Genomic DNA, 24,567 nt, shown 5'->3' with positions numbered 1-24,567 from the left:
GCATGAGCGCCGACGCCCGATTTGGCTCCGACCGGCCGCTCGCCATTGCCATCACGAGCGGCGAGCCGGCGGGCGTGGGTCCGGAACTGACGGCGGCGGCGCTTGCCAACGCGCGTGAGCGCTGGCCATCAGCGCGTTTCACTGTGCTTGGGGATCGCGCGTTGCTCGCCGAACGCGCGGGCAGCGAATGGCCTTCACCGCATGCTCCGGTCGACATCGAACATCACGCGCTCGCCGCGCCTGCCGAAGCAGGCAAGCTGAACGCAGCCAACGGGCGCTACGTGCTCGATCTGCTCGATGCCGCCATCGACGGCGCACTCGCCGGCCGGTTCGATGCCATCGTCACCGCGCCGCTTCAGAAGAGCACGATCAACGATGCCGGCGTGCCCTTCACCGGCCACACCGAATATCTCGCCGAGCGTACCCACACTTCCCGCGTCGTGATGATGCTGGCCGGTTCCGGCGAGCGGCCATTGCGCGTGGCGCTCGCGACGACGCATCTGCCGCTGAAAGACGTATCGGCGGCGCTCAGCATCGATTCGCTGGTCGAGACGCTCACCATCATCCATCACGATTTGCGCGCGCATTTCGGCTTGCACGCGCCGCGCATTCTCGTGACCGGGCTGAATCCGCATGCAGGCGAAAACGGCTATCTGGGCCGCGAGGAAATCGATGTGATTGCGCCCGCGCTCGAACGTGCGCGTGCGCTTGGCATCGACGCGCCGGGGCCGTATCCCGCCGACACGCTGTTCCAGCCGCGCTATCTGAAAGATGCCGACTGCGTGCTGGCCATGTTCCACGATCAAGGCCTGCCGGTGCTCAAGTACGCGACGTTCGGCGAAGGCATCAACGTGACGCTGGGGTTGCCGATCATCCGCACGTCGGTCGATCACGGCACGGCGCTCGATCTGGCCGGAACGGGACGTGCGGACTCCGGCAGCATGATTGCCGCCATAGACGCCGCCGTGACGATGGCGCACCACAAACGCGCGAATTAACGCGTTACGCGCGCCTCACTAAGAAGAGTATGTCCACTAAACACCAAGGCCACTTCGCGCGCAAGCGCTTCGGGCAGAACTTCCTCGTCGATCAGGGCATCATCGATTCGATCGTCGATACCATCGCGCCCAAAAAAGGCGAGCGCATGGTCGAAATCGGGCCGGGCCTGGCCGCGCTGACCGAACCGCTGATCGAGCGCGTTGCCGCGCCCGGTTCGCCGCTGCATGCGGTGGAGCTGGACCGCGATCTCATCGGACGGCTGGAAAAGCGCTTCGGCGAACGTCTCGTCGTGCATTCCGCCGATGCGCTCGAATTCGACTTCGGCACGCTCGCGTTGGAAGGCGACAAGCCGACGCTGCGAATCGTCGGCAACTTGCCGTACAACATCTCCAGCCCGCTGCTGTTTCATTTGACGACGTTCGCGCCGAAGGTCATCGATCAACATTTCATGCTGCAGGACGAAGTGGTCGATCGCATGATCGCGGAGCCGGCGAGCAAGGACTACGGGCGGCTGTCGGTGATGCTGCAATACCGCTATTCGATGGACAAGCTGATCGATGTTCCGCCGGAATCGTTCAACCCGCCGCCAAAGGTGAATTCCGCCATCGTGCGCATGATTCCGTACGCGCCGCACGAAATGTCGCCCGTCAACGAAGCAATCCTGAGCGATGTCGTGAAGGCCGCGTTCGCGCAGCGCCGGAAAGTGCTGCGCAATAACCTCGGTTCGTATCGCGACAAGATCGATTTCGATGCGCTCGGTTTCGATCTCACGCGCCGCGCGGAGGAAGTGCCGGTCGCGGAATTCGTCGCGCTCGCGCAGGCGTTGGAGCGCGCGGCTTGACGCTAACGCGTGTGGCTCGCGGCGGCATCCGATAACAGCTTCATCAGCCGCTCGAGGCGCGTGCGCTGCGTGTGATGCAGCCCGCGCGTCGCGCCGACTTGCTGCACGCGCCTGCGCCAGTAGGTTTGCCCGAACAGCGAGTTCGCGCCTTCCGCCGACAGCACGCGTTCGAGATGCATGATGGCGGCATCGACGTTATAGGTGGAGTAGGGGCTCGGTGCTGACTCGATAATCATCGTGCTCATGAATTCCCTCGGTTCACTCGTTCTCGTTGACTGCGAGTGGCCGATTTTCCGATTCCTCAAGGACAATCCGCGTCCCGAAGCGAGCACACATGTTCGATCGATCGGATCACGGCGATCAATTCGAAGGCGTGAACCTCAGTAATTGACCTAGAACGTTCCCGTCGGACACGATCAGACTGCCGTTACTGTCGATTGCAACGCCCGAGGGTCCTTCGAAAGGACTGTTCATGCCGTAATCTCCGGGCACCGAACTGACCAAGGTCGTGACGGTTCCGTCCGGCGCAATGGCTTTGAGAAGGCTGTTTCCCGTATCGGCCACGTAGACCGTGCCGCTTTTGTCGATCTCGATACCGTTTGGTTCTTTAAAGCCGCTGCCAATGCTGGTTACCGTGCCGGAAGCAGAGATTTTCTTGATTGCATTGTTGCCCGTATCCGCGACGAAGACATTCCCCGCACTGTCTACTTTCACGTCCCGAGGCGCATTAAAACCGTTTCCCAATGTAGTGACCGTCCCGTCGACGGCGATTTTCTTCACGGCGTTGTTGCCAGTGTCGGCAACATATACGTTTAGTGCGTTGTCGAGCGTCACGCCATATGGCGTCTTGAATCCACTCCCGATCGATGCGATGGTTCCGTCCGTCCCGATTACATCGACAGCGTTGGTCGCAATCTCCGCGACGAACACATTGCCATTTCCATCAACCGCAATTCCGACGGGTCGATACGGCCAATAATTCGGATCGCGGGAAAACGTGAGATCCGGCGTGAGCTTTGCAACCACACCGATACCGGCGACCGACGTCGTCGTGTAGTGGATCGTCCCATTTTTTTCGATGGCCACGCCCCAGGTGCCCCCGGCATCGCCTGCCACGCGCGTGACGTTCGGCTTCGCCGCGCCGCAACTGACCGATACGTTCGTCACGTCGGCATTCGGAGCGCCGTTACCGTTGCTCACGGTACAAGCAGTCCACGCTGAGTCAGCCGTGGCGGAAACGGTGTAGGGCGTGCCGCCAGCGACTTCAGTGGCAAACGCGAACGGTCCATCGGCGGTGATGGTCACGGGGTTCGCGCCATTCAGCTTCAGCGTGAGACCGACTCCGTGCAAGCCCGACACGCTTCCGCTGACTTTGTACGCCTGGGCTGGCGATCCCGAATTGCCGCTGCCGCCTCCACAACTGGACGCAATAAGACCCAAACCGAGTATTGCGAGCGTCGCGTAGATGGGTCTCATTGGGTTTGCTCTCGTGGGCTATTGTGAATTATTGCTTGTGTGTGCCTGAATAGCTTTCAGTCTTTATCGCCGCTTTGCAAGTCATGAATTCCATGACAAGAATAATCCCCGATATGAACGTATCGGACAATGTTTCGAAGCGAATCATTTGACCAAGTGTCGATTGGAAATGGCTTTGCACGCGTTTCAGCCGATGAGACCGAGTGCTTGATCGTCGCTGCCGGAGTGCAAATCTTTCGTCATTTACTCGATGACATCGGGCGAAATCCACCGATGCCGACGCCCGCTATAACGCCCCGCGCACGATCGAATCGATGCGCGCAAGCGTCGCCACCGCGCCCCCTGCGATGCCCACGCCAACGCCCGGCGCGATAGCCTGCTCACGCGGATTGATGCGCACCACGCGCGGCCCATGCCGTTCGCTGAAGCGTCGCACGGTGGGCAACGCGCGCCCCGCGCCGATCTCGACGACCGCCAGCCGCTTCACGCCCGGCAGCCACGCAGCGAGCCTGCTCGCTTGCCGTTCCGATTGCGTGTCGATCCAGTTCCAGTCGCCGAACATGAGGATGTTCGGCCGCGCGAGACCGCCGCAATGCGGGCAAAGCGGCATGGCGTTGACCAGCTCGCAGCGGTTTTCATCGACGATGGGAACGAAGCCCGCCGCAGGCCAGAGATCGCGCGCGCACGCGTCGATGCATTGCAGCGTATCGATCGCGCCGTGACATTCCGCGACGCGTTCCGCCGCGAAACCGGCGCGCTGAAATTGGCCATCGACATTGCTCGTGAACACGAACGCGCCTGCTTTCATGCGCGAGGCCCAGCGTTGAAGAATGCGGAAGCCTTCGTGCGGCTGCGTCGCGCGATACAACGCGAGCCGATGCCCGTAAAACCCCCACGTCAGCCTCGGATGCCGCACGAAACCTTCGGGATTCGCCATCTCCTCGAACGAGTAACCGTGATGGCGCAAGGCCGGATACGCGCGCCAGAAGCCGTCTCGTCCGCGAAAATCCGGCAGGCCCGAGTCCACGCCCATGCCCGCGCCAGCGGTGATCAACAAACCGTCGGCATTGCCGATCCATTCCGCTGCTTGCGCGAAGACCGCATCATCCTTCATGCCGATGCTCCCGCCGTCTGCCGATACCGTTCCGCGAGCTTCTGAAAGTCCTGCGCGAATTCATCGCGCAATGTTTGAGGCGCGAGAATCTCGACGCCCGGACCGAGCGCGCGCAGCCACCAGCGCAGCTTGAGACTCGGCGTGACGGTGCCGGACACCTTCATGCGGCCATCGGGCAATGTGTCGATCTGCTGATCTTTCGACATCGGCGATTCGCGCAGTTGATTGCCCGCGTTGCCATCGAACGCGAGTTCCAGACGCACCGGCGGCTCGGGCAAAAAGTCGAACACCTGCTGCGTCTCGATGTACTTGCGCAGCTTGAAGTCCTCGGGATAGGTAAACGTCTCGCCCGATTCCGTCACCGAACGAATCCGGTCCAGCCGATACAGCGCGCGCGGCCATTCCGTTTCGCCGTTCTCGCTGCGCGGCGGCCGGTTCGGGTCCTGCGCGATCAGATACATGACGCCCGCCGATTCGACCAGCGCGAGCGGCCAGAGCGTGCGCGCCTTCGGCGTCTCGGTTTGATCGGCCTTGTACGCGGCGCGATATTGCACGATCAACTCGCGCTCGAAGAAGGTCGCAGTAGCCACCGTCTGGAAGATGTCCGGCTTGAGTTTCGGGCGGATCAACGTGAACGCGCCATCGACGGAGTCGATCTTGTCCGCCCACGCGCGATACATGCGGCTATCCGCCTTCTCCTGCGACAGCCGCACTTCCGCCGCCTTGAAGAGCGGATCGATGTCGCGCGTCACCGCGTTCGGCAGCTTGTTGCCCGCGAAGCGCTGAAGAATGTGAAACGCCACCGCCTCGGACGCGCTCATCAACCCGACACCTTCCTGCGATCCATGCAGCCACGGCTTGCGCTGCCACAGCAACTCGCGGCCATTGAGCGTAGAGATGACGCGCGCATCGGCTTCGAGCGCGGTGAGATGGCGCTGGACCTTCTTCGTGTAACCGACGCGATGCCCGCGCTCCTCAAGCCGGCGGCGTATTTCCGGCGTGGAAAGCCAGGCGATGGCGTCGCGTTCGGTGGGGAGAACGCGCAGGATCGCTTCGTCGAGGCTGGACGTCATGGCGGGCGGGGGCAGTGGGAAAGTCGTCTCATTATAGAAACGACCGAGACATGTCGTGTCCCGATGCGGGGAAGCCTTCCGGGAAGATCAGGACTCGGCGTCCGCTGTCTGCGCGTGTTTCGCGCGCGCTTTCATTGCCTGACGCTTGCCGTCGATCCAATACCACGCGTGTTTCGCCGGCACCGCGATACGGCCCCACGCGGTTGCCGCGACTTCGAAGGAACAGACGGCATCGGCGCGATCGCGGCAATAGAACGACTTGAAGCGCTCGCTCCCCACGCCGAGATCGAAGTCTTTGTCACGTTCGAGCGCCCAGCGCACCGTGCGCTCGACAGCGATGATCCCCGGCCCGAACTTGGCGAACTGCGCTTCGAAGGTCGTCAGAATGCCCGTCACGGATGTCGATGCCACGCCCATCAGCCCGGCCGCGATGGGTTCGCCGTCGAGCATGACGGCGAGAATCTCGGCGCGCTCCGGACCCGCCGACGCGCTCAATATGTCCAGCAAGTACTGTCGATAACCTTCGGTCTGAAGCCAGCGCGCGCGGCGCGTGGTCTGCTCCGCCCAGTCGCGTTTGCGTTCGAGCAGCCAGTCCACCCAGCGCGGATGGTCGGCCGTGTCGCCGGGGCCGATCGCGCGGAACGTCAGCGCGCCTTCCTTCGCCAGACGCCGCTCCCGCGCGCCGGGCCGCGATGCGTTGTTGCCGCCGAGCGCTTTCCGATAAACGTCCCAGTCGGATTCGCCGCGCAGGCGCGCGGTCCATGCCTCGCCCTCGACCGCGACCAGCAAACCGCGATCGGCGCGGGCGAGCGCGTTGAGCATGGTTCCATCGGCGACGTAGGGCAGCATGAGCACGTCGGCGCCGCATTCGTGTTTCGCGGCCTGCCACGCGCGCGCGGTGGCCGCGAGGCCGATGCTGCCGGACTCGGCGAGCACGGCGGTGTGTTCGGCCGTGCCCGGCGTCAGCGGACGCAACATCGACCAGCACAACTGACGTTCGACGACCATCGGCCAGGCCAGCACGAGTTGCGTATCGTCGAACACAGCGATGATCCGCAAACGTTGTCCGCGTGGCTGTGCGACTCGCTGCCAGCTCGCACGGCATACATTGAACGCTTGCTGATGCGTGCCCGCCGCGCGCTGCCAGAGCGCATCCCATTGCGGTTGCAACGCCAGCCATGCGTCGATGTCGCGGATCACGCGCACGGTGAGGCGCGTGGCGATCGCCTCGTCGATGCCACCCAACGCCAACGCCAACGCCGGCGCACGCGTGGCGCGCTGGGTCACGTGCGCGTCGGGTGGCAGATCAGCGCGCATCGTCGGCGATCCGGTAACGCTCGAGCGCGGCGAGGATATCTCTGGGCACGGCCGGCACGTAACGTCCGGTCAGCAGCTTGGCGAACAGTCGCGTGCCGCGCGCGGCGCAATGCAGCGTGGCGCGCACGGCGGCGACCCGTGCGAGCGTGGACCGATACGCGATTTCGTTCGTTTCCAGAAAGCCCGCGGCGCGCAGCCGGCGCGTTTTCTGTTCCGGGTAATAGCGCATGCACGAGAGAAAGCGCGGCACGTGCGCGATACGCGTGGCCTGCGCGAAGCGGTCCCACAGATCGGCATCCATCGCGAGGTTGAAGCGCGGGTCCAGACCGCCCACGCGTTCGAACAGGCTGCGGCGCCAGAACATCGACGGCTGCGGCACGTAGTTGTGGTCGAAGCGCATGAGGAACTGGAAATACGGAATCTCACGCTTCTGGCGAATCAGCTTGCCGTGACCGTCGATCCACAACGCGTCGCCGTACACGGCCTGAACTTCGGGATGCTGCTCGAAGAAGTCGGAAACCGCCTGCAGCGCGCCCGGCAGCAAAAGATCGTCCGAGCACAGCCAGCCCATGATCTCGCCACGGCATCGCTGGAAGCCTTTGATGAGGGCATCCGTCTGCCCCTTGTCCGGCTCCGACACCCAGTAGTCGATGCGTGAGTCGTGCTGCCTGAGTATGTCGATGGTGCCGTCGCTCGAACCACCGTCGATGACGATGTACTCGAGTTGTGGATAGTCCTGCTCTAACACGGAGCGAATCGTCGAATCGATGAACTTGCCTTGTTGATACGAGCAAGTGACGATCGAGATGGGAAACGATGTGCTCATCGGGTGGGTCCTGAAATTGTGTTCTCTGTAGACGGTTGACGTACGCACATGCCCAGCAACAGGCCAAGGCACACCCAGATCAACATGCCCTTGTCGGGCTGAAGCATTAACGGATTGAAGGCATAGACGAACAGCGCGGTCACGCTCATGCAGGCGAACATGTGCGCCGCCGCGCCGCTTTCGCTGCGTGGCGTCAAACCGCGCGGCCCACGCTGGACGCGCAGGAACAGGCGCGTGATCCGCAGATAACCCCATGCGAGCAGACCGATGGCGACCGCGCCGCCGTTGGCGAGCAGATCGAGCACGTCGCTATGCGTCGGCAACTGGTTGCTGCCGCCTTCCACGGCCACCTCGAACGCCGTGAATAGTGTGGTCGAACGCTGTGAGAACGAAACGCCGACGATCGGCGATGCCTCGAAGCGTGCCAGCGCTTTCTCGTACGCGCGCACGCGATAGCCCGGATTGCCGTCGGGCAGCGAGACATCGTTGACCAGCATCGGTCCGGTGGCGAACCATGCCGCCAGCACGGTGGCGCACAGCAAACCGCCCGCTGTCACCACGCGATACAGCCGGGCGGGATGTTTGCGCAGCGCGATGCGCCAGTCGACGATAAACAGGTACGCGAGCGTCATCGCCATGACGATGAAGCCGGTGTTCTTCAGAAACACGATGCCGCTCGCGAGGAAGAACAGCGTGAGCGGCGTTCGCCAGCGCGGCGCGATCCTCGGACTCAACGCCATGTACACCGCGATCGGCGGGACCAGGAACTCCATCTCGTGATAGCGTCCGCCGGTCAGTTCATGCTCGACGAGCATCACGCCGATCATGATCGTCGCGCTGATCGCGAGGATCACGACGGCGCCGTGAATCAAGCGCTGCGGCGCGCGCGACAACACGACGCAACGCGCGGTGGACAGCGTCAGCAACATATAGATGCCGCTGTTCAGGAACGTGTCCGATGCGCCATTGACGAAGCGCGCGACCATCGATCCGCAGACGATCCAGACGGCAAGCAGCAAAAACGGCAGACCCGCGCGAACGACGCTCCGGCGTTGGCGGTTCGACGCGCCGAAAGCCGCAGGCCCGGCACCGGACACGTGCAACGCGCGCCCCAGATTCGCGAGCACGAAGGCGATGAGCGACACGATCAGCGGCAGATGGCGCGTGGGCGCCTGATCCTGCCAGTTCGGATTGAACGGGTTATCGACGATCACAAGCGCCAGCGTGAGCCCGACCAGCAACAGTTTGTCGGCCAGCGCCATGCCACGGTCCGCGCGGTCGAAGCGCACCGCGCCGTGGGATGAAAGGAGGTGTTCTGGCTGCGACATGGTGTCCGTTGGAAAAGGCGCGTGGTGGTGAGGGCGCGTGCATCGTGTGACCGTGTGACCTTGTGACCTTGTGACCGTTCGGTCGGGCGATGCCGCGCCGGGGCCTTACTCGACGAACACCGCGCCCGCGACCGGCACATGCGCGGCGGACAACGCCGTGGCCATGCGGCTCAACGACCGGGCGAGTGTCCGATGCCGGCGCAACAGCACCAGTGCACCGCCTGCCGCGCTCGCCACGATGCTGGCTTCGAGGAAGCGGCCGCGCGCGGGCGCGGTGAGCAGGATGACATCGAAGGAATCCGCGGCTTCGTCGAGGATGGCGCGCAACGCGTCCTGCGTCAGCAGACGCGCGACGCCATGCGCCGGCCGGCCGGCGGGAAGCGTGGCGAGCCTGCCCTGATGACTGAACTGAAGCGCCACTTCGAGCTCCACTTCGCCCGCCAGCACTTGCGCGAGACCAGGTAATTGCTGCCACGAATGACGCGACTGCACATCGTTGCCGGATTCGACCAGTTGCGTGTCGATGAGCAAGGTGCGCTGGCCGAATTCGGTGAACGACTGCGCGAGTGGCGCGCCGAGCGGCGGCGATTCTTCTTCCATCTGCAGCAACGCGAGCGCGCGCACATCGGGCTTGGCGAACCAGCCTAGTTGCAACTGAAGACGCAACGCCTCGACGTCCGTTTGCAACGGCACGGGTTCATGAGCCTGTTCACCCGTCGTGCGGCGAGCGGCGCCGGTCTGAGCGCCGGCGGCGTCGCTCGACGCATCGAGCAGACGCGGATAGTTCTGATCGATCACTTGCGACGGAAGGGGCGTCGACATGGTGTCGTAGTTCATGTGCAATCCTTATGGGTTGATGCAGTTTCCGAATCCGTTCGTTCAGGCGTTCGACCAGGCCGCGATGCGCCGCGCGAATGACGGGCGGCCGGCCAGCGGCGCACCCAGCACCGGCGCGCCGAGCAGGTCTTCGACGTCGTCGTCCGTGCGCACGCGACGGTCCAGCAATTCGCACGCGAAGGCCAGGCCCATGCCCAGCAGCAGCCCGAGCGCGAGGCCGGCGAGAAGCCACGCCTTGAGCGACAGCGAACTCGGCACCGTGGGCTCGGCGGCGGGCGTCATGACGGACACGTTGGTCTGAACCGCGTGCGCCAGCAGGCTGGCCTGCGCGTAGCGCTGCGCGACATCGCGGAAGGTGGCTTGCGCGTTGTCGCGCTCGGCGATCAGCGTTTGCAGATCGGCACGGCGCGCGGCGGATTCGATGGCGCGGTTGCGCTGCGCATCGAGCGATGCATCGACGCGTTCTTCGCGCAGGCGGCCTGCATCCGAATCGGTGCGCACGGCGCCGGTTTGCCGGCGTTGCTCTGCCGCGCGTTGAGCCTGCAATGCGTTCAGCCGCGCCTGCAGTTGCCTGAACACCGGATGCTGCGTGCCGAGATTCAAGGCTGCTTCATCCAGCCTGGCCTGTGCGTCGGCGATTTCGGTGCGCAGTTTCGAGGAAACATCGCTCGATGTCGAAGCGGGCTGACCCGCCGCCAGCTTGCTCGCCAGATCGGTGTTTTCGCCCTGCACCGCGACGAGTTGCTGCGCCAGTTGCGCAAGCCGGCCGAGGTCGGTGTCCACGCGTTCGTCCACGCTTGCCAGACCGTTCTCACGCTGAAACGCGACCAGCTTCTGCTGCGAGCGCTCGACATCCGCCTGAGCCGATTTGAGGCGTTCGGCAAGCCATTGCGCGGTCTGACGCGCGGGCGCGTTGCGCACATCGATCATGATCTGACGATATTCCTGCGCGAAGGCGTTGACGACCTGCGCGGCGAACGCCGGATCGGTGGATCGATAGGAGAGCGTGACGATGTTCGAATCCAGCTTGGGCTGAACCACGAGATCCTTCACCAGTTGGCGGCCGATCCAGGTGGCTTCGTCGCCGCGTCCGTTGGTGGCCGCGAGCCACGCCGCGTGCTGCACGGGCGATGCCGTCAGATGCAGGCGCGCCACCACGCGTTGCGCCACGGCGTCGCTGGTCATGACTTCGACCTGCGTCGGCAGATAGCTGGGCGAGCTGTTCGGCGATTGCTGCGAGCCGGTGCCACCGACGACATCGCTTGCCAGCACGTCGAAGTAGAGCATGGTGTGCGCGCTGTAATAGCGCGGCAACGCGGCGCCCAGCGCGAGCGCCAGCGCGACGCAGGCAAGAATGGTCGCCAGCACGATGCGATACCGCGCGCGCGCGACGACCCAGATCTGGATGAGTGACATGGCGGATTCCGTCAAAAGAGGCTTTCGGGCACGTACACGACGTCATCGGCGCGCACGAGATCGTTCATCTGCGGCCGGATTTCATCGGCCTTGCCTTCGTCGCCCGTGCGTTCGATATGCAGGCCGCGTTCGGTGCCGCGCTGCGTCGGTCCGCCTGCGAGCGCGAGCGCCTGCCGCACCGTCATGCCCGGCTTGATGCGATACGCGCCCGGCCGCTGCACTTCGCCGTAGATGTAGTAGATGCGCGCAGGCGGCACATACACGGTGTCGCCGTTGGCGACGGTCATGTCGTCCGCTTCGTTCGCGCCCGTCAGCAGCGTGGAGAGATCCACGCGGCGACGAAACGGCTGGCCGTCCCGCACGCCGGTGATGATGACTTCGTCGGCGCCCGAGCCATCCGCGCCCAGCGAGTTTTGCGCGTTGACGACGCCGCCTGCTGCCGCGAGGACTTCCGACAGACGCATGCCCGTAGTTTCGAGCGGAATGCGTCCCGGCTTGCTGACCTGACCGAGCACCGACACCTGATTGCCGCGCACCTGAAGCAGCGTCACCGTGACCTGCGGATGCACGACGAGATTGCGCTTGGTCAACTCCTGCGCGATGACATCGGCCGCGCCATCCAGCGTGCGCCCGCCGATCTTCACGCGGCCGATGAGCGGGTAGCTCATGTCGCCGGTTTCCCCGACGCGCGTTTCGAGCGTCAGGTCCGGATTCTGATAGACCGTGATGCGAACGGTATCGCCGCCGCCGAGCCGGTAATCGATCGAGGGTAGCTCGGCGGTATCCCGCGGTGCTTGCTCGACAGGCTCTCGCGCGGGCGCGGGGCGCGCCTTCGCCGCCGCCAGCGGCGGGAGGGGCGGCACGGCCGCCATCATCTGCGCGTACTGGGGCGCAGTGCCCGATCCTGCATGGACTGTCAGCGGTACAAGCACGCAGACGGCCGATCCCACCGTGAACATGAGCTTCTTCATGCTGCCAACTCCTCGGTAACCGTCACTCAAAAAGTGAAACTGGCCGAAATGCCCGCCACCTTGGCGGCATAGCCGAAACTGGACACATTGGAAACACGCCTGCGCCACTGTCCGTACAGCGAAACCGATGTGCGGCGCAACGGCTTCCAGTCCAGACTGATGGTGGCGTCGGCGACCTTGTCCGTGCGCAACTCCGGCGTCGCCGCCACGGGCTGACGGAACCGGTTGTAGGCCAGATCGAGCTTGCCGCTGAGCGCGAGCTTGTCGGTGAAGTTCCAGACCGGCGCGAGGCGAATCACATCGGTCACGTAGTAGCTGCTCGAATCGTCTTCGTAGTCGATCAGGTCGTGCACATAGGACAGCGAGACATCCGTTCTGGCCGTGGGTGTCCAACGCACGCTGACGCTGCCGATCGGGCCGCTGAAATCGCGCACGCTGAAACTCGATGAACGGCGCTGCATGTATCCCGCCCATGCCTGCATCGTCGTGTGACCGCCGAGCCGGTAATCGACCACGAAGCGCACGCGCTGCTGCGAATAGTGGTTATCAAGAAGCGCCTGCGGCTGCGCGTCGCGGTCGAAGTCTCCGACCGAATTACGAAAGATCACGGTCAGGCGGTTATCGGCCGTGCTGACATAGCGCAGACCGATATCGACGCTGTCCTCCGTGAACGAACCCACCTGCGTGAACGCATCCGGGTTCTCCAGCTTGAAGCGGCTCACGCCACCCACCACGTGCCAGTGGTTGGCGGCGATGGCATCGAAGGTGAAGTGCTGTTCGGTGGCCGTTTCGAGATTGCGCTGCGTGTACTGCTGGAAGTCGGAGTAATCGCTCAGCTGCTGCGTGCGCGATGCGCCCAGCGTGCCGGTGAAGCGCGGTCCGAGCGTCCAGTCCCAGTTGGCGTTGTAGTCGAGCCCGGTGAAATCGAGATAGTGGAAGTCCTGGAACGACTGATGAGTGACGTCCGCATCGACCTTGAAATGCTGTTGCGAGAACGTTTTATCGAACGACAGTGCGGCCTGCTCACTGTAAATGAAGGTCGAGCGCGTCGACTTTCCCAACAGTGCCTGCGTGTCCGCGTTGGATGGCAGATCGAAAATATTGCTGTCGTATTTCATGTCGAGTTTGGTAGTCACACTCAGTACGTCGTCTGCGTGAGCCGTTTGCATGGCGACCGCCAGCAACGCAACGGCATGGGCGGCCCCTCGAACAATGAAGCGACCGCGCGCGCTTCGCGGACTCGGGCGCGATTCGATCACAGGGTGTCGCGCGCCTCGTGCCGTGCTTTTAATGCCAATGACTTTGGATCCGCGTTCTTGTCCGGTCACCATTAACCCTGTATATGTTGTTATTTGCGGTGCTAAACGTCCGAAGAAATTGATCGCGTGAAAGTTATTGATTCCTTTATCGATTTTTAGCTGACGCCGGACTAGAAAGTGGCTGAAAGCAAACGCCGGCGGGTGCGTCGAAAATCATGGATACCGGCAGACAGGCAGGAAGTCTGAAGGCCCCATGTGACAGTCAAAGTATGCGCTGATACGATCACCCAACATATCGGATGGTCTTTTTCCGCTATGTGCGCTTATTCACACTTCCCGCATTGATGCGGCGTTCCCGCGTAACAAATACCGAGACTTGTGCTAAAAATGCGTATGGCCGCCGAAGGGCGCGCTTCCGCAGTCACCGCAAGCGGCTATCATGCTGTGGAGGCAGTCGTGCCGGGCGTTCCGGGCGGCAAAGCCACTATTTGGTTTGATTAACTTATCATAAGACGAGTTGCTTTCGCGACCCGCTGGTTTTACAAAAAAGCTTTCAAAGGGTCTTTAGCGCCTTAATTAGGACGATCGATCTTTGAGATATGTCAGAAATGTGGATCGGCAGCGGGTTTAAAAGGTTCTCAATCGAAATACTTTTTGGCGGATGTGCATCTGAAGATTTCTATGGCATGATTCGCCTGACTTTGGTTTGATCCTTGAATTAGGATACCTACAAACTAAAAAAACATTTGAGAGCGCATTTTCCGCATCTTCTTTTGGGGTAGGTATTCCCCGGCGCCGGTTTATTTGGCAGGCTGTTCAATCGCCACCAAGCAGTATTGCTTAGCTGAAACTTATTGAAGACGTGCGTTGAACGAGTTCCTTGCGACTGCCTGAATCCCTTAGGACGAGCATGAGAAGGATAACTGTGCCTGCATGTGTTCGATCCTTGATCCGATTGAGGCTCTGGTTCGCCGCAACGTTGGCATTGAGCGTATTCGTGGCTGTTCCGGCCGGAGCGCGCGAGCTTCGCGTGACACCGCGCGCTATGTCGAGCGCCGCCGCGAGCCCGTCCAATGGCGGAGCCGCTGTGTTTGCGTCGATCGGATCGGCCATGGCGGCGCTGCAACCCGGCGATCATCTCGTCATCGCGGCAGGCGTGTATCGGGAAAGCATGGTGTTTCCGAAGCGTGACTGGTCCAGCGCGGCCGCCACGGTGATCGAAGGGGAAGGGACGGTCGAGATTCGCGGTGCGGACGTCGTCACGACGTGGCGGCAGGCGGATGGCGGTGCGTGGACCACCGGCTGGCCCAGCGAGCCCGCTCAGGTCGCGGTGGACGGCAAGCTGTTGCAGCAGATCAACGGAACGGTGTTCGACAGTTATCCGGTCAACCCGCGCAGTGAGTGGGCGAACTTCATGAAGGCCGAGGGCGGAATCTGGCCGGGTCGCGTTTCCGGCAGCGCCGATAATCTGCCGGCAGGCAGCTTTGCCTATGTCGCGGGCACGCATCGATTGTATGTCCGTCCGGCGGAAGGAACGTTGGCCGGTCGCGTGGTGGAAGTCAGTAGCAGGCCTTATGGCGTGTTTGGTGAAGACCTGAGCAACGTGACGCTCAGAAACGTGTCGTTCCGTTATGGCAATACGTCGACGCAGAGCCGCGCGGCGTTCGTCACGCTGGTGGGAAAGCGGCTCGTCCTCGATCGCATCACGGTGCGCGACGCGGACAGCGTGGGAATCGAGATCAGTGGCGACGACAACATCCTGCGCGATTCAGCGGCGCTGGGTTGCGGCCAACTCGGCGTGAAGGCGCGAGGAAACCGCGTGACGATCACGCGCGTGCAGGCCGAGAACAACAACACGCGGGGCTTCAACAAATGGTGGGAAGCGGGCGGCGCGAAGTTCACGGGTGAGGGCGGCCTGCGCGATTCGGTCGTGAGCCGCTTCGAGGCGCTGAGGAACCATGGCGACGGCATCTGGTTCGACTGGGATAACCGCAACAATCTCGTCGAGGCAAACATCGCCGCTTATAACTCGGGCTTCGGCATTCAGTACGAGGCGAGCAGCGGCGGCAAGATCGTTCGCAATCGCGTGATAGGAAACGGGCAACGCGGTATCTATTTGCCGCACAGTTCGGATTCGCTGGTGGCGTGGAATCTTGTCGCGTCGAACGGACTGCAAGGCATTGCGGTAATCGACGAAGGCCGCGTGGACCCGGAGCATCGGCTCGATCTGCGTGCGCGCGACAATCGAATCTTCGCCAACGTGATCGCATGGAACCGCGGGACGCTCGTGCTTCCCGAGCAGGACGCCGACAACACGGCGAACAACAACGTGTTCGTCGATCGGGCCGGCGCGTCGCAATTCTCGCTGGGCTGGAAGGCATACCGCACCAGTTCGCTCTCGCAGTGGATTGGCCGGAGCGGGCAGGACAAGGCGTCCGTGACATACACACGAACGATCGATGACCGTTTCGAAAGCGATGTGGAAAAGGGCCGCGAGCCGCCGGACCTCACGTGGTATCACGCTTTGCGTGCCAGCCTCGCGCCGCTGCCGGCGCAAACGATCGCGATGATGGGCGCGGTGAATATCGGCCCGTCCGACGCAAAGCCGGGCCCATGAATGAAACGAACTTTCGTTAGCGTCGCGGTGACGGATATCGGTCCCGTTCACTACCCGAAGCTCTATTGCAGTTGGCGAAACTACTCCGGGATTTTCCATGGCCAACGAGTACATGAGATCGTTCGACCATCGTCTGATCGAGGCGCAGTCGCGTCCAAGCGGTTTCGACTACCTGCGCATCACGCTGGCGCTTCTGGTGCTGTTTTATAGCGCATTGACGATCACTTACGGCGAGGGTCTTTCCACGCAGTTATGGCACGGGCCGTTGCGGCCGTTGATCGCCATCGTCGGACCCATGTTCTTCTCGATGAGCGGGTTTCTCGTCGCGGGCAGTCTCGCGCGCTGCCGCAGCCTCGTGGAATTCGCGGGTCTGCGCATTCTGCGCATTCTGCCGGCGCTGATCGTCGAAGTCTTGCTCAGCGCGATGCTGCTCGGCCCGTTCTTCACCACGTTGCAGCTCGGCCAGTACTTCACCGATTTGCGCGTCTATGGCTATCTTTTGAATGTGGTCGGCTCGCTGCACTTCGAGTTGCCCGGCGTGTTCAACAGCAACTCGATGCCGAGCGTGGTCAATATTCAACTCTGGGTGTTGCCGCGCGAAGTGCGCTGCTATTTGCTGATCGCTTTCCTCGCGGCGTTCGGCTGCATGAAGCCGACACGCCAGAGCTTGCTCATGCTGGTGCTGGTCCACGTCGCGGCGTCGCTCTATTTGCTGTTTACGCATCGGCATGTACACGATCTGCCGACGATGTTCAACGGCTATCTGCTGCTGCTTTGTTTTATCGATGGCATGGCCATGTACGTGCATCGTCATCGCATTGTGCATACGCGCTTTTTGTTGCTCGGCGCCGCGCTGACTTCGCTTGCGCTGCTGACGTTTTCCGATGGCGCGTGGTTCGCGTCGCTACCCGTGAGCTACGTCGCCATCTGGCTCGGATTGTGTAATCCGCGTCGCTGGAGTCTGCTCGAAGGTCAGGACTACTCGTACGGAATTTTTCTGTACGCGTATCCGGTTCAGCAAGCCGTCGTGGCGGCCATGCCGGCGCTCTCGCATCGGCTGACGAGTCTGGCGATCGGCATGCCCTGCACGCTTGCGCTGGCCGCGGCGTCGTGGTGGCTGGTCGAGCGGCCGATGCAGCGCCTGCGGCCGCGTCTCGGGCGCATCGGCGACGAAGCGCTGGAGATGCAGAACGCCGTGCGCCTCAGGATGAGCGACTGGCTGCGTCGCAAGCTATCCAATGAATGAGCCGCGTGCGTCGCGCCCTGTGCGAAAGACCGGAGTAGATGTCATGAACCTGATTCGCCGCCGGTGGCAAGACCCGCGCGCACTGGCGTTGATCGACCAATCGCTGTTGTCCGGCACCAACTTCGTCACGCTGCTCTGGGTGAGCCGGCACGTCGATGCGGACGCGTTCGGACACTTCAGTCTCTCGGCGCTCGTGCTGCTGTTTCTTGCCAACGTGCATCGCGCGGTGATCACGCAGCAGTTGAATCTGCTCGGCGCGCGCGACGAACCCGAACGCCTGCGCGTGCGCATCGCGGTATGCCTGTGGGCGCATCTGGCGCTCGTGCCGCTTTCCGTCGTGTTCCTCGGCCTGATTGCGTGGCGCTATTTTCCGGATCCTCGCTTGTTCGTGGCCACGGCTGCCTATGCGGTCTGTTTCATGTTGCAGGAGACACTCAGACGCTATTGGTACACGATCGGTCGAATCCATTCCGCTCTGCTAAACGATATCGTCAGCTATGGTGGTCAGCTCGTTGCCATATTCGCGATGAGCCGCTTCATGCTGGTCGATGGAAATGTGACGCTTTTCATCATGGCGGCAACTTCCTTCGCTGCCTTTATGTTTGGATTACCGCAGATCGACATGGCCCGCTCGATTACGCTTCGTCATGTACGCGAAATCTCGGCGCAACATCTTGAAGCGAGTGGCTGGCTCTTTATGACCGTACTGGCGCTTTGGGGTGCGACCCAATTGCATCCGTTCTTGCTGGCGCCGCTCGGGCCGGCGGCCATCGCGGTGTTCTCGGCCAGCCGCAATCCGTTGAATGTGATCGGTGTCGCCGTGCAGAGCGTCGGCAATCTTCTGCCGATTCGCGCCGCGAGCATTCTGGGTTCACGCGGTCCGGTAGCGTTGCGCGGGCATCTCATTACCACGATCAGTCAGGCTTTCGTGGCGAGCATCGCGATTGTCGTCGTGATGCAACTGGCCGCACCGTTCGTGCTCAAGGTGTTGTACGGAGGCCGGTATGACGATGCGACGCCGATCCTGCGCATCTTGTCGTTCGGAATCGTGTTCGCGCTGAGCGGCACCGTGCTCGGCGCCTACGCCCTGGCGTTGAACGATGCACGTTCCAATTTTCTCTCGAACCTGGCGGCCACGGCCTTTACGTTCACGGGCGGTTTGCTTCTGATTCACACGCATGGGCTGGTTGGGGCGGCGGTCGGCGGCTGTCTGAGCGTGGCCATCGCGACCCTGGTGCAAGGCGCTTTCGTCTGGCGTCGTCTGCAAGTGCTGGAGAAGCAGGGCGACTCGATCGACCGGTCGCGCGCGTCGGAAGGGAGTGTGGCCGCGATGCCCATTCTCAAGGCCGGAATTGCCGAAACGGGAGCGGATAGATGAGCAGTGCGGTGCCCACAGTTCTGCATGTCGAGGATACCCGGCTCGATCGACCGTTACGGGTGCTGGTCGCGCACACCGCTTATCACTGGCGCGGCGGCGAGGATGTCGTGCGCGACCGCGAAGTCGAGTTGCTCAAGGCGGCTGGCCATCACGTCGAAACGCTCAGCCGCCATAACGATGAAATCGCCGGGATGAATCCCGTCGACATTGCCCGGCAAACGATCTGGTCCGGCGAGACGACATCCACGCTGCGCGAGCAGATCGCGCGTTTCAGGCCCGATGTCATTCACGCGCACAACACCTTTCCCTTGCTCTCGCCGTCCTTGTATTGGGAAGCGGCGCGCCACAACGTGCCCGTCGTGCAAACGCTGCACAATTTCCGCCTGCTGTGCCCGCAGGCAATGTTTCTGCGCGACGGAAAAATCTGCGAAGCGTGCAAGGGAAAGCTGCCCTGGCGCGCGGTCACGCACGGTTGCTATCGAAACTCGAAATCGCAGACGGCGGTCGTCGCGACCATGCTCGCGACGCATTGGCGGTTGCAGAGCTACACGCGCAAGGTGACGCGCTATGTCGCGCTGAGCGAGTTCAGCCGGCAAAAGTTCATCGAAGGTGGACTGCCTGCGAACCGCATCGTGGTGAAGCCGAATTTTGTCGACATCGACGATTGCGAGACTTCGGCGTCGAACGGTCCGATGTTCGCGGCGGCGCGTCATGGCGGCTTGTTCGTCGGGCGGCTGTCGGAGGAAAAGGGCATCGCCGTGCTGATGAAGGCGCTCGACCGCCTGAACGATGCGACGATCGACGTGATCGGCGACGGTCCCTTGTCGGCGGATGTGGAACGTCATCCGCGTCTGCAAGCGCTGGGCCGGCGTTCACCCGCCGAGGTGCGCGACGCGATGCGGCGCGCGTCCTATCTCGTGATGCCGAGCGTCTGGCACGAAATGATGCCGCTGACCTTGCTCGAAGCGTTCGCGTGCCGCCTGCCGGTGATCGGAAGCCGTTGCGGCGCATTGGCCGAGATGATCGACGAAGGACGCACGGGTCTGCTTTTCGATCAGGGCAATGCCGAGGATCTCGCGCGCAAACTCGAATGGTGCAATGCGCATCCGGCGGCCATGCGCGAGATGGGCAACAACGCACGTGCGGAGTATGAGCGGCGCTACACGCCCGAACGCAGTCTGCAGGACCTGATCGGCATCTATCAAGACGCAATGCATGACGCGGAAGTGTTCGCGTTAAAGGACAAGAAGATTCGGATGCAGCCGAGCGTCGAAGCGTTGGATCGCGAGGGCAGAATGAAACAAAGTGATATTCCATTATTACGACAGCCATTCGACACTCAGAAGCGCAGCGGCGGACCTGTCCCGGGTGCGCCGGGCGTCAATCTGCCGTCAGGTCCGAACAAGGCAGCAGGCTCGCTTGAGACGAACAGGCGTGCTCATCCTTTGTCGGCTGTGACGCCGGTCGTTCCCACGATGCCGGCCGCATCGGGCGACGTCGCCGATGCTTCTTCGGTGAACGCATCGCTTTCGCTTGCGTCCGAGCGCTCGGTTTTTCAGGAGCCGTGGTGGCTCGATATCGCCGCCGACGGAAACTGGAGCACGGCGGTGGTGCGTCAAAAGGGCGAAGTGGTGGGCGAGCTTCCCTATGCGTTGAGCCGCAAAGGCTTTCTGAAAATGTCGGGCATGCCCACGCTCACCCGAACGCTCGGGCCGGTGCTCAAACCATTCGAGGGCGATGAACAGAAAGCGCTGCAATTCCGTCTGGAAATGACTCATTCGCTTATTGCGCAATTGCCGCGCTTCGACAGCTTCTATCAGATCTGCGATCCGCGCATGAGCGATGCCCTCGCGTTCGGCCTCAACGGCTTCACGATCACGACGCGCTACACCTTCCAGTTCGATGGCAAGAGCAACAGCGATCAACTCTGGCGCGGACTGCGCGGCAAGACGCGCAATCTGATCAAGACAGCCGGCACGTTGATGCGTGTGGCGACGATCGAATCGCCCGAGGAATTCCTGCGCTTCTATGAAGGCAACCTCACGAATCGCGGACACGCCAACGCTTACGACAGCAGCGTGATGCGCAGGCTCGTGCTCGCGTTCGCCGAGCGCGGACAAGGCTATCTTCTCGGCGCGTATTCGCCGGACGGCAAACTCGTGGCGGCGATCGCGGTCGTGGCGGACAAATATTCGGCCTACTATCTGCTTTCGTCGCGGCTGAGCGATTCACACAGCGGCTCGATCAGCTTGCTCATCTGGACCGCCATCCGCAATGCAATGGAAAAAAGGCTGACCTTCGATTTCGATGGCATTCCGAATCCTGCGACCTTCCGCTTCCTGATGGGCTTCAACGCAACGTTGCGTCAACGCCTGGCGGTGGAGCGCTCGTCGATGACCTGCTCGGTGGCGCGCGCGGTCAGACGCTCGTGGCTCGCACGCGGTCAGGGGCCGTTCATGCCGACCATCTGACGCGCGTGGTACGGTGTTTCGTCACGATGAACGTGCCGTGCTTTCCCAGATGATGACCGAATGCTCCTCTTCGCTGCCATAGCCGATCTCGGCAGGTTCATAGGGCATGGAGCCTGAAAAACGGCGCGTGAGCAGCGGGGAAGCATCGATGAGTTCGGCGCAGGTCGGGACGATGTAGATGATAAAGAGGCGCTCGATTTCTCCCGAACGCAGCCCCGTGTGCAAGCGTTCGAGCAGCGCCGCGAGCGGCTCGGCGCCGAAGGGATTGAATAGATAAATGACGACATGCCGCGCGAATTCCTTGATGTGAGCGGCATTGGCTTCGAACACGGTGATCGGTTTGCGATCGGGAAAGCGACGCGCCACGATGAGCGCATTCTCCCGCGCGACGGCAACGAGCGGGGCGCTGATGTCGTAACCGCAGACAGCTGCAAAAGGAAACTCGGATGCAATGATCAGGGCGCGTCCCTTGCCGCAACCGATATCCATGAAAGCGAAGTTCTCGATATCGCCGAGCGATCGCAAAGCACGCCGAACGATGCTGGGTTGCGATCCCATGTAGGGATGATGTTCTTTACCGTGGGCATCGCGTTTGTCCCGCTTGTCCACGACGACGATGCCGCTCGTATCCGTGCCGAGTTGACGATCGAGCGGATGCGCGCGAAAGCAGCCGGTATAGACCGCGCGCACCAGCGGAAGATGACGCAGCACCGAACGCATTTCCGGCTTGAACATGATGTCCTGTACACCATCGGGAAGTCGTGCAATAGCTGCGATAAGCCCTGATTTGACGTCGCGTGAGAGGTTCCGCATTGAGTCGAGCATTTGGTCTTTTATCATGATGTATCGAACTGTTGACGGACGAAGCACGTTGAACTTTAACGACTTTTTTAATGCCGAGTAAGTTCGTTGCCTGGTAAATCGAAACAATTTTCGAGTAGGTCGGTCCATATGAAAATATTGCTTTCGGCGTCAGCCTGCTCGTCCGAGTGGGGCTCGGAACCGGGCGTCGCATGGAGATGGGCACAGATTCTCGGGCGCGAGCATGAGGTCATCGTGCTCACGCATCAGTATTTCGAGCGGCATCTTTCGCGGGCGAAGATCGAAGCGGGATCGAATATCACGTTCAGGTATCTCTCTATCCCGACATTCGGTTTGAGTGAAACCGTGTATCTCAACTCACGCATCTATTACGTGCTGTGGCAATTGCGCGCCTTTCTGTTTTGTCTGAGCACGGGCCTGCATCGGGATGTGGATCTCATCCATCACATGACGCTGGGAACCTTCAGATTTCCTACGTTTCTCGGCCTACTTGGCAAGCCATACGTGATGGGTCCGCTAGGCGGTGGTGATCGCGCGCCCATGCGTTTGTTCCGTCATTTGCCGTGGCGCGATAGAGCTTACGAGCGGGTGCGTCTGATCGGCGTATTGATGAGCAAGATCGATCCGGGCGTCTGGATCAATTGCCTCACGGCGGATCTCATTCTTTGCAAGACAGAGGAATCGAAGACGGCGTTGCCTTCGCGTTTTTGGGAAAAGTGCCGCATCCGTCAGGAGATCGGTGTGCAACTGCCGATCGATTCCGAACAGGCTCAAGCATCGCGCAATCGTATCGCCGAAGAAGAAACGAATACGCGCGGTCCTTTGAAGGCGCTGTATGCAGGACGTCTTATCGGACTAAAAGGAATTCATTTCGCCATCGATGCCATCGCGATCGCGCGAGCGCGCGGCGTCGACATCACACTCACGATTGCCGGGAAGGGACCGCTTCGTGAGTACCTGGATGATGTGACGCGACGCGCAGGCGTGGAGAACCACGTTCACTTCGTCGGCCATCTCGACCGCGATGAGTTGACGGCCTACTACGAAAGCCACGATGTATTTGTATTTCCCAGCCTCCATGATTCGAGCGGCAACGTCGTGCTCGAATCCATGCGCGCGGCCTTGCCGATCGTGTGTCTGGATCTTGGCGGCCCGCGCTATTACGTGACGGAAGAGACGGGCTGCGTCATCGAGGCTTCGAAGATGAGCACCACCGAGATTGCACAAGCCATCGCCGATGTTCTCGTGCGCATGGATACGGATCGCGCGTGGCTCCAGAAGATGAGCGTGCGCGCGAGCCAGAAATGCCCTGAATTTGCGTGGGAGGCTCAGGTCGAGCGTGCGTATGACGACATCAAGGCATACGTGAAGCCGGTTGAGGCTGCTCGCCTGGCTGACTAGATTCGGCTTCGCCCACATCGGCCGAGACGAAATCATGCGACTCATGCGGCCCGTTCGCGCCGTTGAGCGCATGGTCGAGCAATTGGCCCAACGCGCGCCACATGAAAATGGAATTGGCGAGCAGGTATCGCTTCCATAGGCGCTTCGGGTCTTGCGTAAGACGTCCGAGCCATTCGAGACCGTTGTTACGTGCCCAGACCGGCGGCCGCTGAACCGTTCCCGCGTGATAGTCGAACGCGGCGCCGACGCCGAGCAAAACGGAATGAAGACGATGCTTCTGTGCAAGCATCCAGATCTCCTGCTTCGGGCAACCCAGACTCACAAAGCAGATACGTGCGCCGGAGTGATTGATCGTGTCGATCACATCATCGAGTTCGTCGCGCGTGAGTGGCCGGAATGGAGGCGACATGGTCCCTGCGATCTTCAGACGCGGGAACGCCGTCATCAGACGAGATGACAGCTTCTCTAGCGTTTCGGTGCGGTTGCCGTAGAGATAAATCGGTGCGCCGGTCTGCTCGGCGAGGCCGCAAAGACGCCACATGAAATCCGGACCGCTTACACGCTTCTGGGTGCGATGTCCTAGCAGCCGCAACATCCACGCGACAGGCGCGCCATCCGGCAGCACGAGATCCGCATTGGCGTAACTTTGCGAAAGCTGAGGGTGAACCGATGCCGTGACCAGCGCATGAACGTTGCAAAAGCAAATCGTGCGTGCTTTCGCATGGTTCGTCCATCGGACGCTCGTATCGAGCGCTTCGTCCATCGAAGACGCGTGGACGAATGTGTCGAGAACCGTAGAGCCGGTCCTGTTGCCGCTGCACGATTGCACGCACGTCTCCATTTGTAAGGTTGATGCTGCTTAGAACAATGCGTATTGCAAACTCATATGCCGTTACCGGATGCAAGAACTATCCGACGCATTGGCAAACTGTCCCACCAGACTTGTCGAAGGTATTAGAAGTTGCCTCTTTTATTCATGAATGAATCACCGAAGGGCGCAATAACGCTTGTGGCGTCATGGCCGGTTCGGCTCGCTCTCGCCTTTCAAGGCGACGCGTTGCAACGGTCGTCATGGAATGACTGAACCGCAAGTCAATGAAGTCGTGCCGGTCAGACAAACCCTTCATGACACGGCGAGAAACGGTCGAGATGATTATTTCGCGCCGATGCGACTT

General features: G+C 61.6%; 20 protein-coding genes. 7 read left to right on the top strand and 13 right to left on the bottom strand.

All coding sequences use genetic code 11. From position 1 onward, the window contains the following. Positions 1-2: 2 nt before the first annotated feature. Together pdxA and rsmA are read left to right on the top strand one after the other, a co-directional pair. Positions 3-998: a 4-hydroxythreonine-4-phosphate dehydrogenase PdxA gene (gene pdxA, locus ACZCWR_RS15685; RefSeq protein ID WP_487301640.1), complete on the top strand. Its 996-nt coding sequence runs from the start codon at positions 3-5 to the stop codon at positions 996-998. Between the two features lie 29 nt (positions 999-1,027). Further along, entirely contained in the window at positions 1,028-1,840 is an 813-nt protein-coding gene (gene rsmA / locus ACZCWR_RS15680; protein ID WP_487301639.1) for a 16S rRNA (adenine(1518)-N(6)/adenine(1519)-N(6))-dimethyltransferase RsmA, read from the top strand. A 2-nt stretch (positions 1,841-1,842) separates the two neighbouring features. Here rsmA and ACZCWR_RS15675 read toward each other — a convergent pair whose 3' ends face one another. The 11 genes from ACZCWR_RS15675 to epsL all read right to left on the bottom strand — a co-directional run bounded on the left by ACZCWR_RS15675 (position 1,843) and on the right by epsL (position 13,529). Further along, positions 1,843-2,085, bottom strand: coding sequence for a hypothetical protein (locus ACZCWR_RS15675; protein ID WP_487301638.1), 243 nt, complete (start codon positions 2,083-2,085; stop codon positions 1,843-1,845). 115 nt (positions 2,086-2,200) lie between these two features. Then, on the bottom strand, positions 2,201-3,316 hold the full coding sequence (locus tag ACZCWR_RS15670) for an NHL repeat-containing protein (RefSeq protein ID WP_487301637.1): 1,116 nt from the start codon (positions 3,314-3,316) through the stop codon (positions 2,201-2,203). Positions 3,317-3,602: 286 nt separating this feature from the next. Continuing rightward, the gene (locus tag ACZCWR_RS15665) at positions 3,603-4,430 is read right to left on the bottom strand and encodes an SIR2 family NAD-dependent protein deacylase (RefSeq protein WP_487301636.1); all 828 of its coding nucleotides are present in this window, start codon (positions 4,428-4,430) and stop codon (positions 3,603-3,605) included. Beyond that, positions 4,427-5,503, bottom strand: coding sequence for a helix-turn-helix transcriptional regulator (locus ACZCWR_RS15660; RefSeq protein WP_487301635.1), 1,077 nt, complete (start codon positions 5,501-5,503; stop codon positions 4,427-4,429). The genes ACZCWR_RS15665 and ACZCWR_RS15660 overlap by 4 nt, the downstream gene beginning before the upstream one ends. A gap of 87 nt (positions 5,504-5,590) precedes the next feature. Further along, positions 5,591-6,820, bottom strand: coding sequence for a GNAT family N-acetyltransferase (locus ACZCWR_RS15655; RefSeq protein WP_487301634.1), 1,230 nt, complete (start codon positions 6,818-6,820; stop codon positions 5,591-5,593). Next, on the bottom strand, positions 6,810-7,646 hold the full coding sequence (locus tag ACZCWR_RS15650; protein ID WP_487301633.1) for a glycosyltransferase family 2 protein: 837 nt from the start codon (positions 7,644-7,646) through the stop codon (positions 6,810-6,812). Before ACZCWR_RS15650 ends, ACZCWR_RS15655 begins: the two co-directional genes overlap by 11 nt. Further along, positions 7,643-8,974, bottom strand: coding sequence for an O-antigen ligase family protein (locus tag ACZCWR_RS15645; RefSeq protein ID WP_487301632.1), 1,332 nt, complete (start codon positions 8,972-8,974; stop codon positions 7,643-7,645). Before ACZCWR_RS15645 ends, ACZCWR_RS15650 begins: the two co-directional genes overlap by 4 nt. Before the next feature lie 105 nt (positions 8,975-9,079). Then, positions 9,080-9,811 carry a P-loop NTPase family protein gene (locus ACZCWR_RS15640; RefSeq protein WP_487301631.1) on the bottom strand — a complete coding sequence of 244 codons (732 nt, stop codon included), beginning with the start codon at positions 9,809-9,811 and terminating at the stop codon, positions 9,080-9,082. A gap of 42 nt (positions 9,812-9,853) precedes the next feature. After that, positions 9,854-11,227, bottom strand: a complete 1,374-nt coding sequence (locus ACZCWR_RS15635) for a hypothetical protein (RefSeq protein WP_487301630.1) — start codon at positions 11,225-11,227, stop codon at positions 9,854-9,856. Positions 11,228-11,238: 11 nt separating this feature from the next. Next, on the bottom strand, positions 11,239-12,198 hold the full coding sequence (epsE, locus tag ACZCWR_RS15630; protein ID WP_487301629.1) for a polysaccharide export protein EpsE: 960 nt from the start codon (positions 12,196-12,198) through the stop codon (positions 11,239-11,241). A gap of 26 nt (positions 12,199-12,224) precedes the next feature. After that, positions 12,225-13,529: an XrtB/PEP-CTERM-associated polysaccharide biosynthesis outer membrane protein EpsL gene (epsL, locus tag ACZCWR_RS15625; RefSeq protein ID WP_487301628.1), complete on the bottom strand. Its 1,305-nt coding sequence runs from the start codon at positions 13,527-13,529 to the stop codon at positions 12,225-12,227. A gap of 958 nt (positions 13,530-14,487) precedes the next feature. Between epsL and ACZCWR_RS15620 the strand changes: the two genes are divergently transcribed. The 4 genes from ACZCWR_RS15620 to ACZCWR_RS15605 all read left to right on the top strand — a co-directional run bounded on the left by ACZCWR_RS15620 (position 14,488) and on the right by ACZCWR_RS15605 (position 21,169). Further along, positions 14,488-16,074: a right-handed parallel beta-helix repeat-containing protein gene (locus ACZCWR_RS15620; protein ID WP_487301627.1), complete on the top strand. Its 1,587-nt coding sequence runs from the start codon at positions 14,488-14,490 to the stop codon at positions 16,072-16,074. Positions 16,075-16,186: 112 nt separating this feature from the next. Continuing rightward, a complete protein-coding gene (locus ACZCWR_RS15615; protein ID WP_487301626.1) occupies positions 16,187-17,320 on the top strand; it encodes an acyltransferase family protein in 1,134 nt (377 codons plus the stop codon). A 43-nt stretch (positions 17,321-17,363) separates the two neighbouring features. Further along, a complete protein-coding gene (locus ACZCWR_RS15610; protein ID WP_487301625.1) occupies positions 17,364-18,698 on the top strand; it encodes a lipopolysaccharide biosynthesis protein in 1,335 nt (444 codons plus the stop codon). Beyond that, on the top strand, positions 18,695-21,169 hold the full coding sequence (locus tag ACZCWR_RS15605; protein WP_487301624.1) for a GNAT family N-acetyltransferase: 2,475 nt from the start codon (positions 18,695-18,697) through the stop codon (positions 21,167-21,169). Before ACZCWR_RS15610 ends, ACZCWR_RS15605 begins: the two co-directional genes overlap by 4 nt. Before the next feature lie 21 nt (positions 21,170-21,190). Here the strand turns inward: ACZCWR_RS15605 and ACZCWR_RS15600 are convergent, their stop codons facing one another. Further along, positions 21,191-21,904 (bottom strand): class I SAM-dependent methyltransferase, encoded by a 714-nt coding sequence (locus ACZCWR_RS15600; protein WP_487301623.1) that lies wholly within the window; start codon positions 21,902-21,904, stop codon positions 21,191-21,193. A gap of 216 nt (positions 21,905-22,120) precedes the next feature. Between ACZCWR_RS15600 and ACZCWR_RS15595 the strand changes: the two genes are divergently transcribed. Continuing rightward, positions 22,121-23,392, top strand: coding sequence for a glycosyltransferase family 4 protein (locus ACZCWR_RS15595; RefSeq protein ID WP_487301622.1), 1,272 nt, complete (start codon positions 22,121-22,123; stop codon positions 23,390-23,392). On the opposite strand, the gene ACZCWR_RS15590 is transcribed toward ACZCWR_RS15595, so the two are convergent. Beyond that, entirely contained in the window at positions 23,346-24,233 is an 888-nt protein-coding gene (locus ACZCWR_RS15590) for a WecB/TagA/CpsF family glycosyltransferase (RefSeq protein WP_487301621.1), read from the bottom strand. The two genes, ACZCWR_RS15595 and ACZCWR_RS15590, sit on opposite strands and share 47 nt — an antisense overlap. Positions 24,234-24,567 lie beyond the last annotated feature (334 nt).

It is taken from the genome of Caballeronia sp. A2-2 (assembly GCF_057612605.2).
The sequence above is the reverse complement of the archived record's forward strand: the minus strand, read 5'-3'. Positions and strand labels throughout refer to the sequence as shown.

What these genes read in the sequence shown, in the direction of transcription:
- pdxA (WP_487301640.1), top strand. Translation starts at nt 3, where the DNA reads ATGAGCGCCGACGCCCGATTTGGCTCCGACCGGCCGCTCGCCATTGCC.
- rsmA (WP_487301639.1), top strand. Translation starts at nt 1,028, where the DNA reads ATGTCCACTAAACACCAAGGCCACTTCGCGCGCAAGCGCTTCGGGCAG.
- ACZCWR_RS15675 (WP_487301638.1), bottom strand. Translation starts at nt 2,085, where the DNA reads ATGAGCACGATGATTATCGAGTCAGCACCGAGCCCCTACTCCACCTAT.
- ACZCWR_RS15670 (WP_487301637.1), bottom strand. Translation starts at nt 3,316, where the DNA reads ATGAGACCCATCTACGCGACGCTCGCAATACTCGGTTTGGGTCTTATT.
- ACZCWR_RS15665 (WP_487301636.1), bottom strand. Translation starts at nt 4,430, where the DNA reads ATGAAGGATGATGCGGTCTTCGCGCAAGCAGCGGAATGGATCGGCAAT.
- ACZCWR_RS15660 (WP_487301635.1), bottom strand. Translation starts at nt 5,503, where the DNA reads ATGACGTCCAGCCTCGACGAAGCGATCCTGCGCGTTCTCCCCACCGAA.
- ACZCWR_RS15655 (WP_487301634.1), bottom strand. Translation starts at nt 6,820, where the DNA reads ATGCGCGCTGATCTGCCACCCGACGCGCACGTGACCCAGCGCGCCACG.
- ACZCWR_RS15650 (WP_487301633.1), bottom strand. Translation starts at nt 7,646, where the DNA reads ATGAGCACATCGTTTCCCATCTCGATCGTCACTTGCTCGTATCAACAA.
- ACZCWR_RS15645 (WP_487301632.1), bottom strand. Translation starts at nt 8,974, where the DNA reads ATGTCGCAGCCAGAACACCTCCTTTCATCCCACGGCGCGGTGCGCTTC.
- ACZCWR_RS15640 (WP_487301631.1), bottom strand. Translation starts at nt 9,811, where the DNA reads ATGAACTACGACACCATGTCGACGCCCCTTCCGTCGCAAGTGATCGAT.
- ACZCWR_RS15635 (WP_487301630.1), bottom strand. Translation starts at nt 11,227, where the DNA reads ATGTCACTCATCCAGATCTGGGTCGTCGCGCGCGCGCGGTATCGCATC.
- epsE (WP_487301629.1), bottom strand. Translation starts at nt 12,198, where the DNA reads ATGAAGAAGCTCATGTTCACGGTGGGATCGGCCGTCTGCGTGCTTGTA.
- epsL (WP_487301628.1), bottom strand. Translation starts at nt 13,529, where the DNA reads ATGGTGACCGGACAAGAACGCGGATCCAAAGTCATTGGCATTAAAAGC.
- ACZCWR_RS15615 (WP_487301626.1), top strand. Translation starts at nt 16,187, where the DNA reads ATGAGATCGTTCGACCATCGTCTGATCGAGGCGCAGTCGCGTCCAAGC.
- ACZCWR_RS15610 (WP_487301625.1), top strand. Translation starts at nt 17,364, where the DNA reads ATGAACCTGATTCGCCGCCGGTGGCAAGACCCGCGCGCACTGGCGTTG.
- ACZCWR_RS15605 (WP_487301624.1), top strand. Translation starts at nt 18,695, where the DNA reads ATGAGCAGTGCGGTGCCCACAGTTCTGCATGTCGAGGATACCCGGCTC.
- ACZCWR_RS15600 (WP_487301623.1), bottom strand. Translation starts at nt 21,904, where the DNA reads ATGTTCAAGCCGGAAATGCGTTCGGTGCTGCGTCATCTTCCGCTGGTG.
- ACZCWR_RS15595 (WP_487301622.1), top strand. Translation starts at nt 22,121, where the DNA reads ATGAAAATATTGCTTTCGGCGTCAGCCTGCTCGTCCGAGTGGGGCTCG.
- ACZCWR_RS15590 (WP_487301621.1), bottom strand. Translation starts at nt 24,233, where the DNA reads ATGGAGACGTGCGTGCAATCGTGCAGCGGCAACAGGACCGGCTCTACG.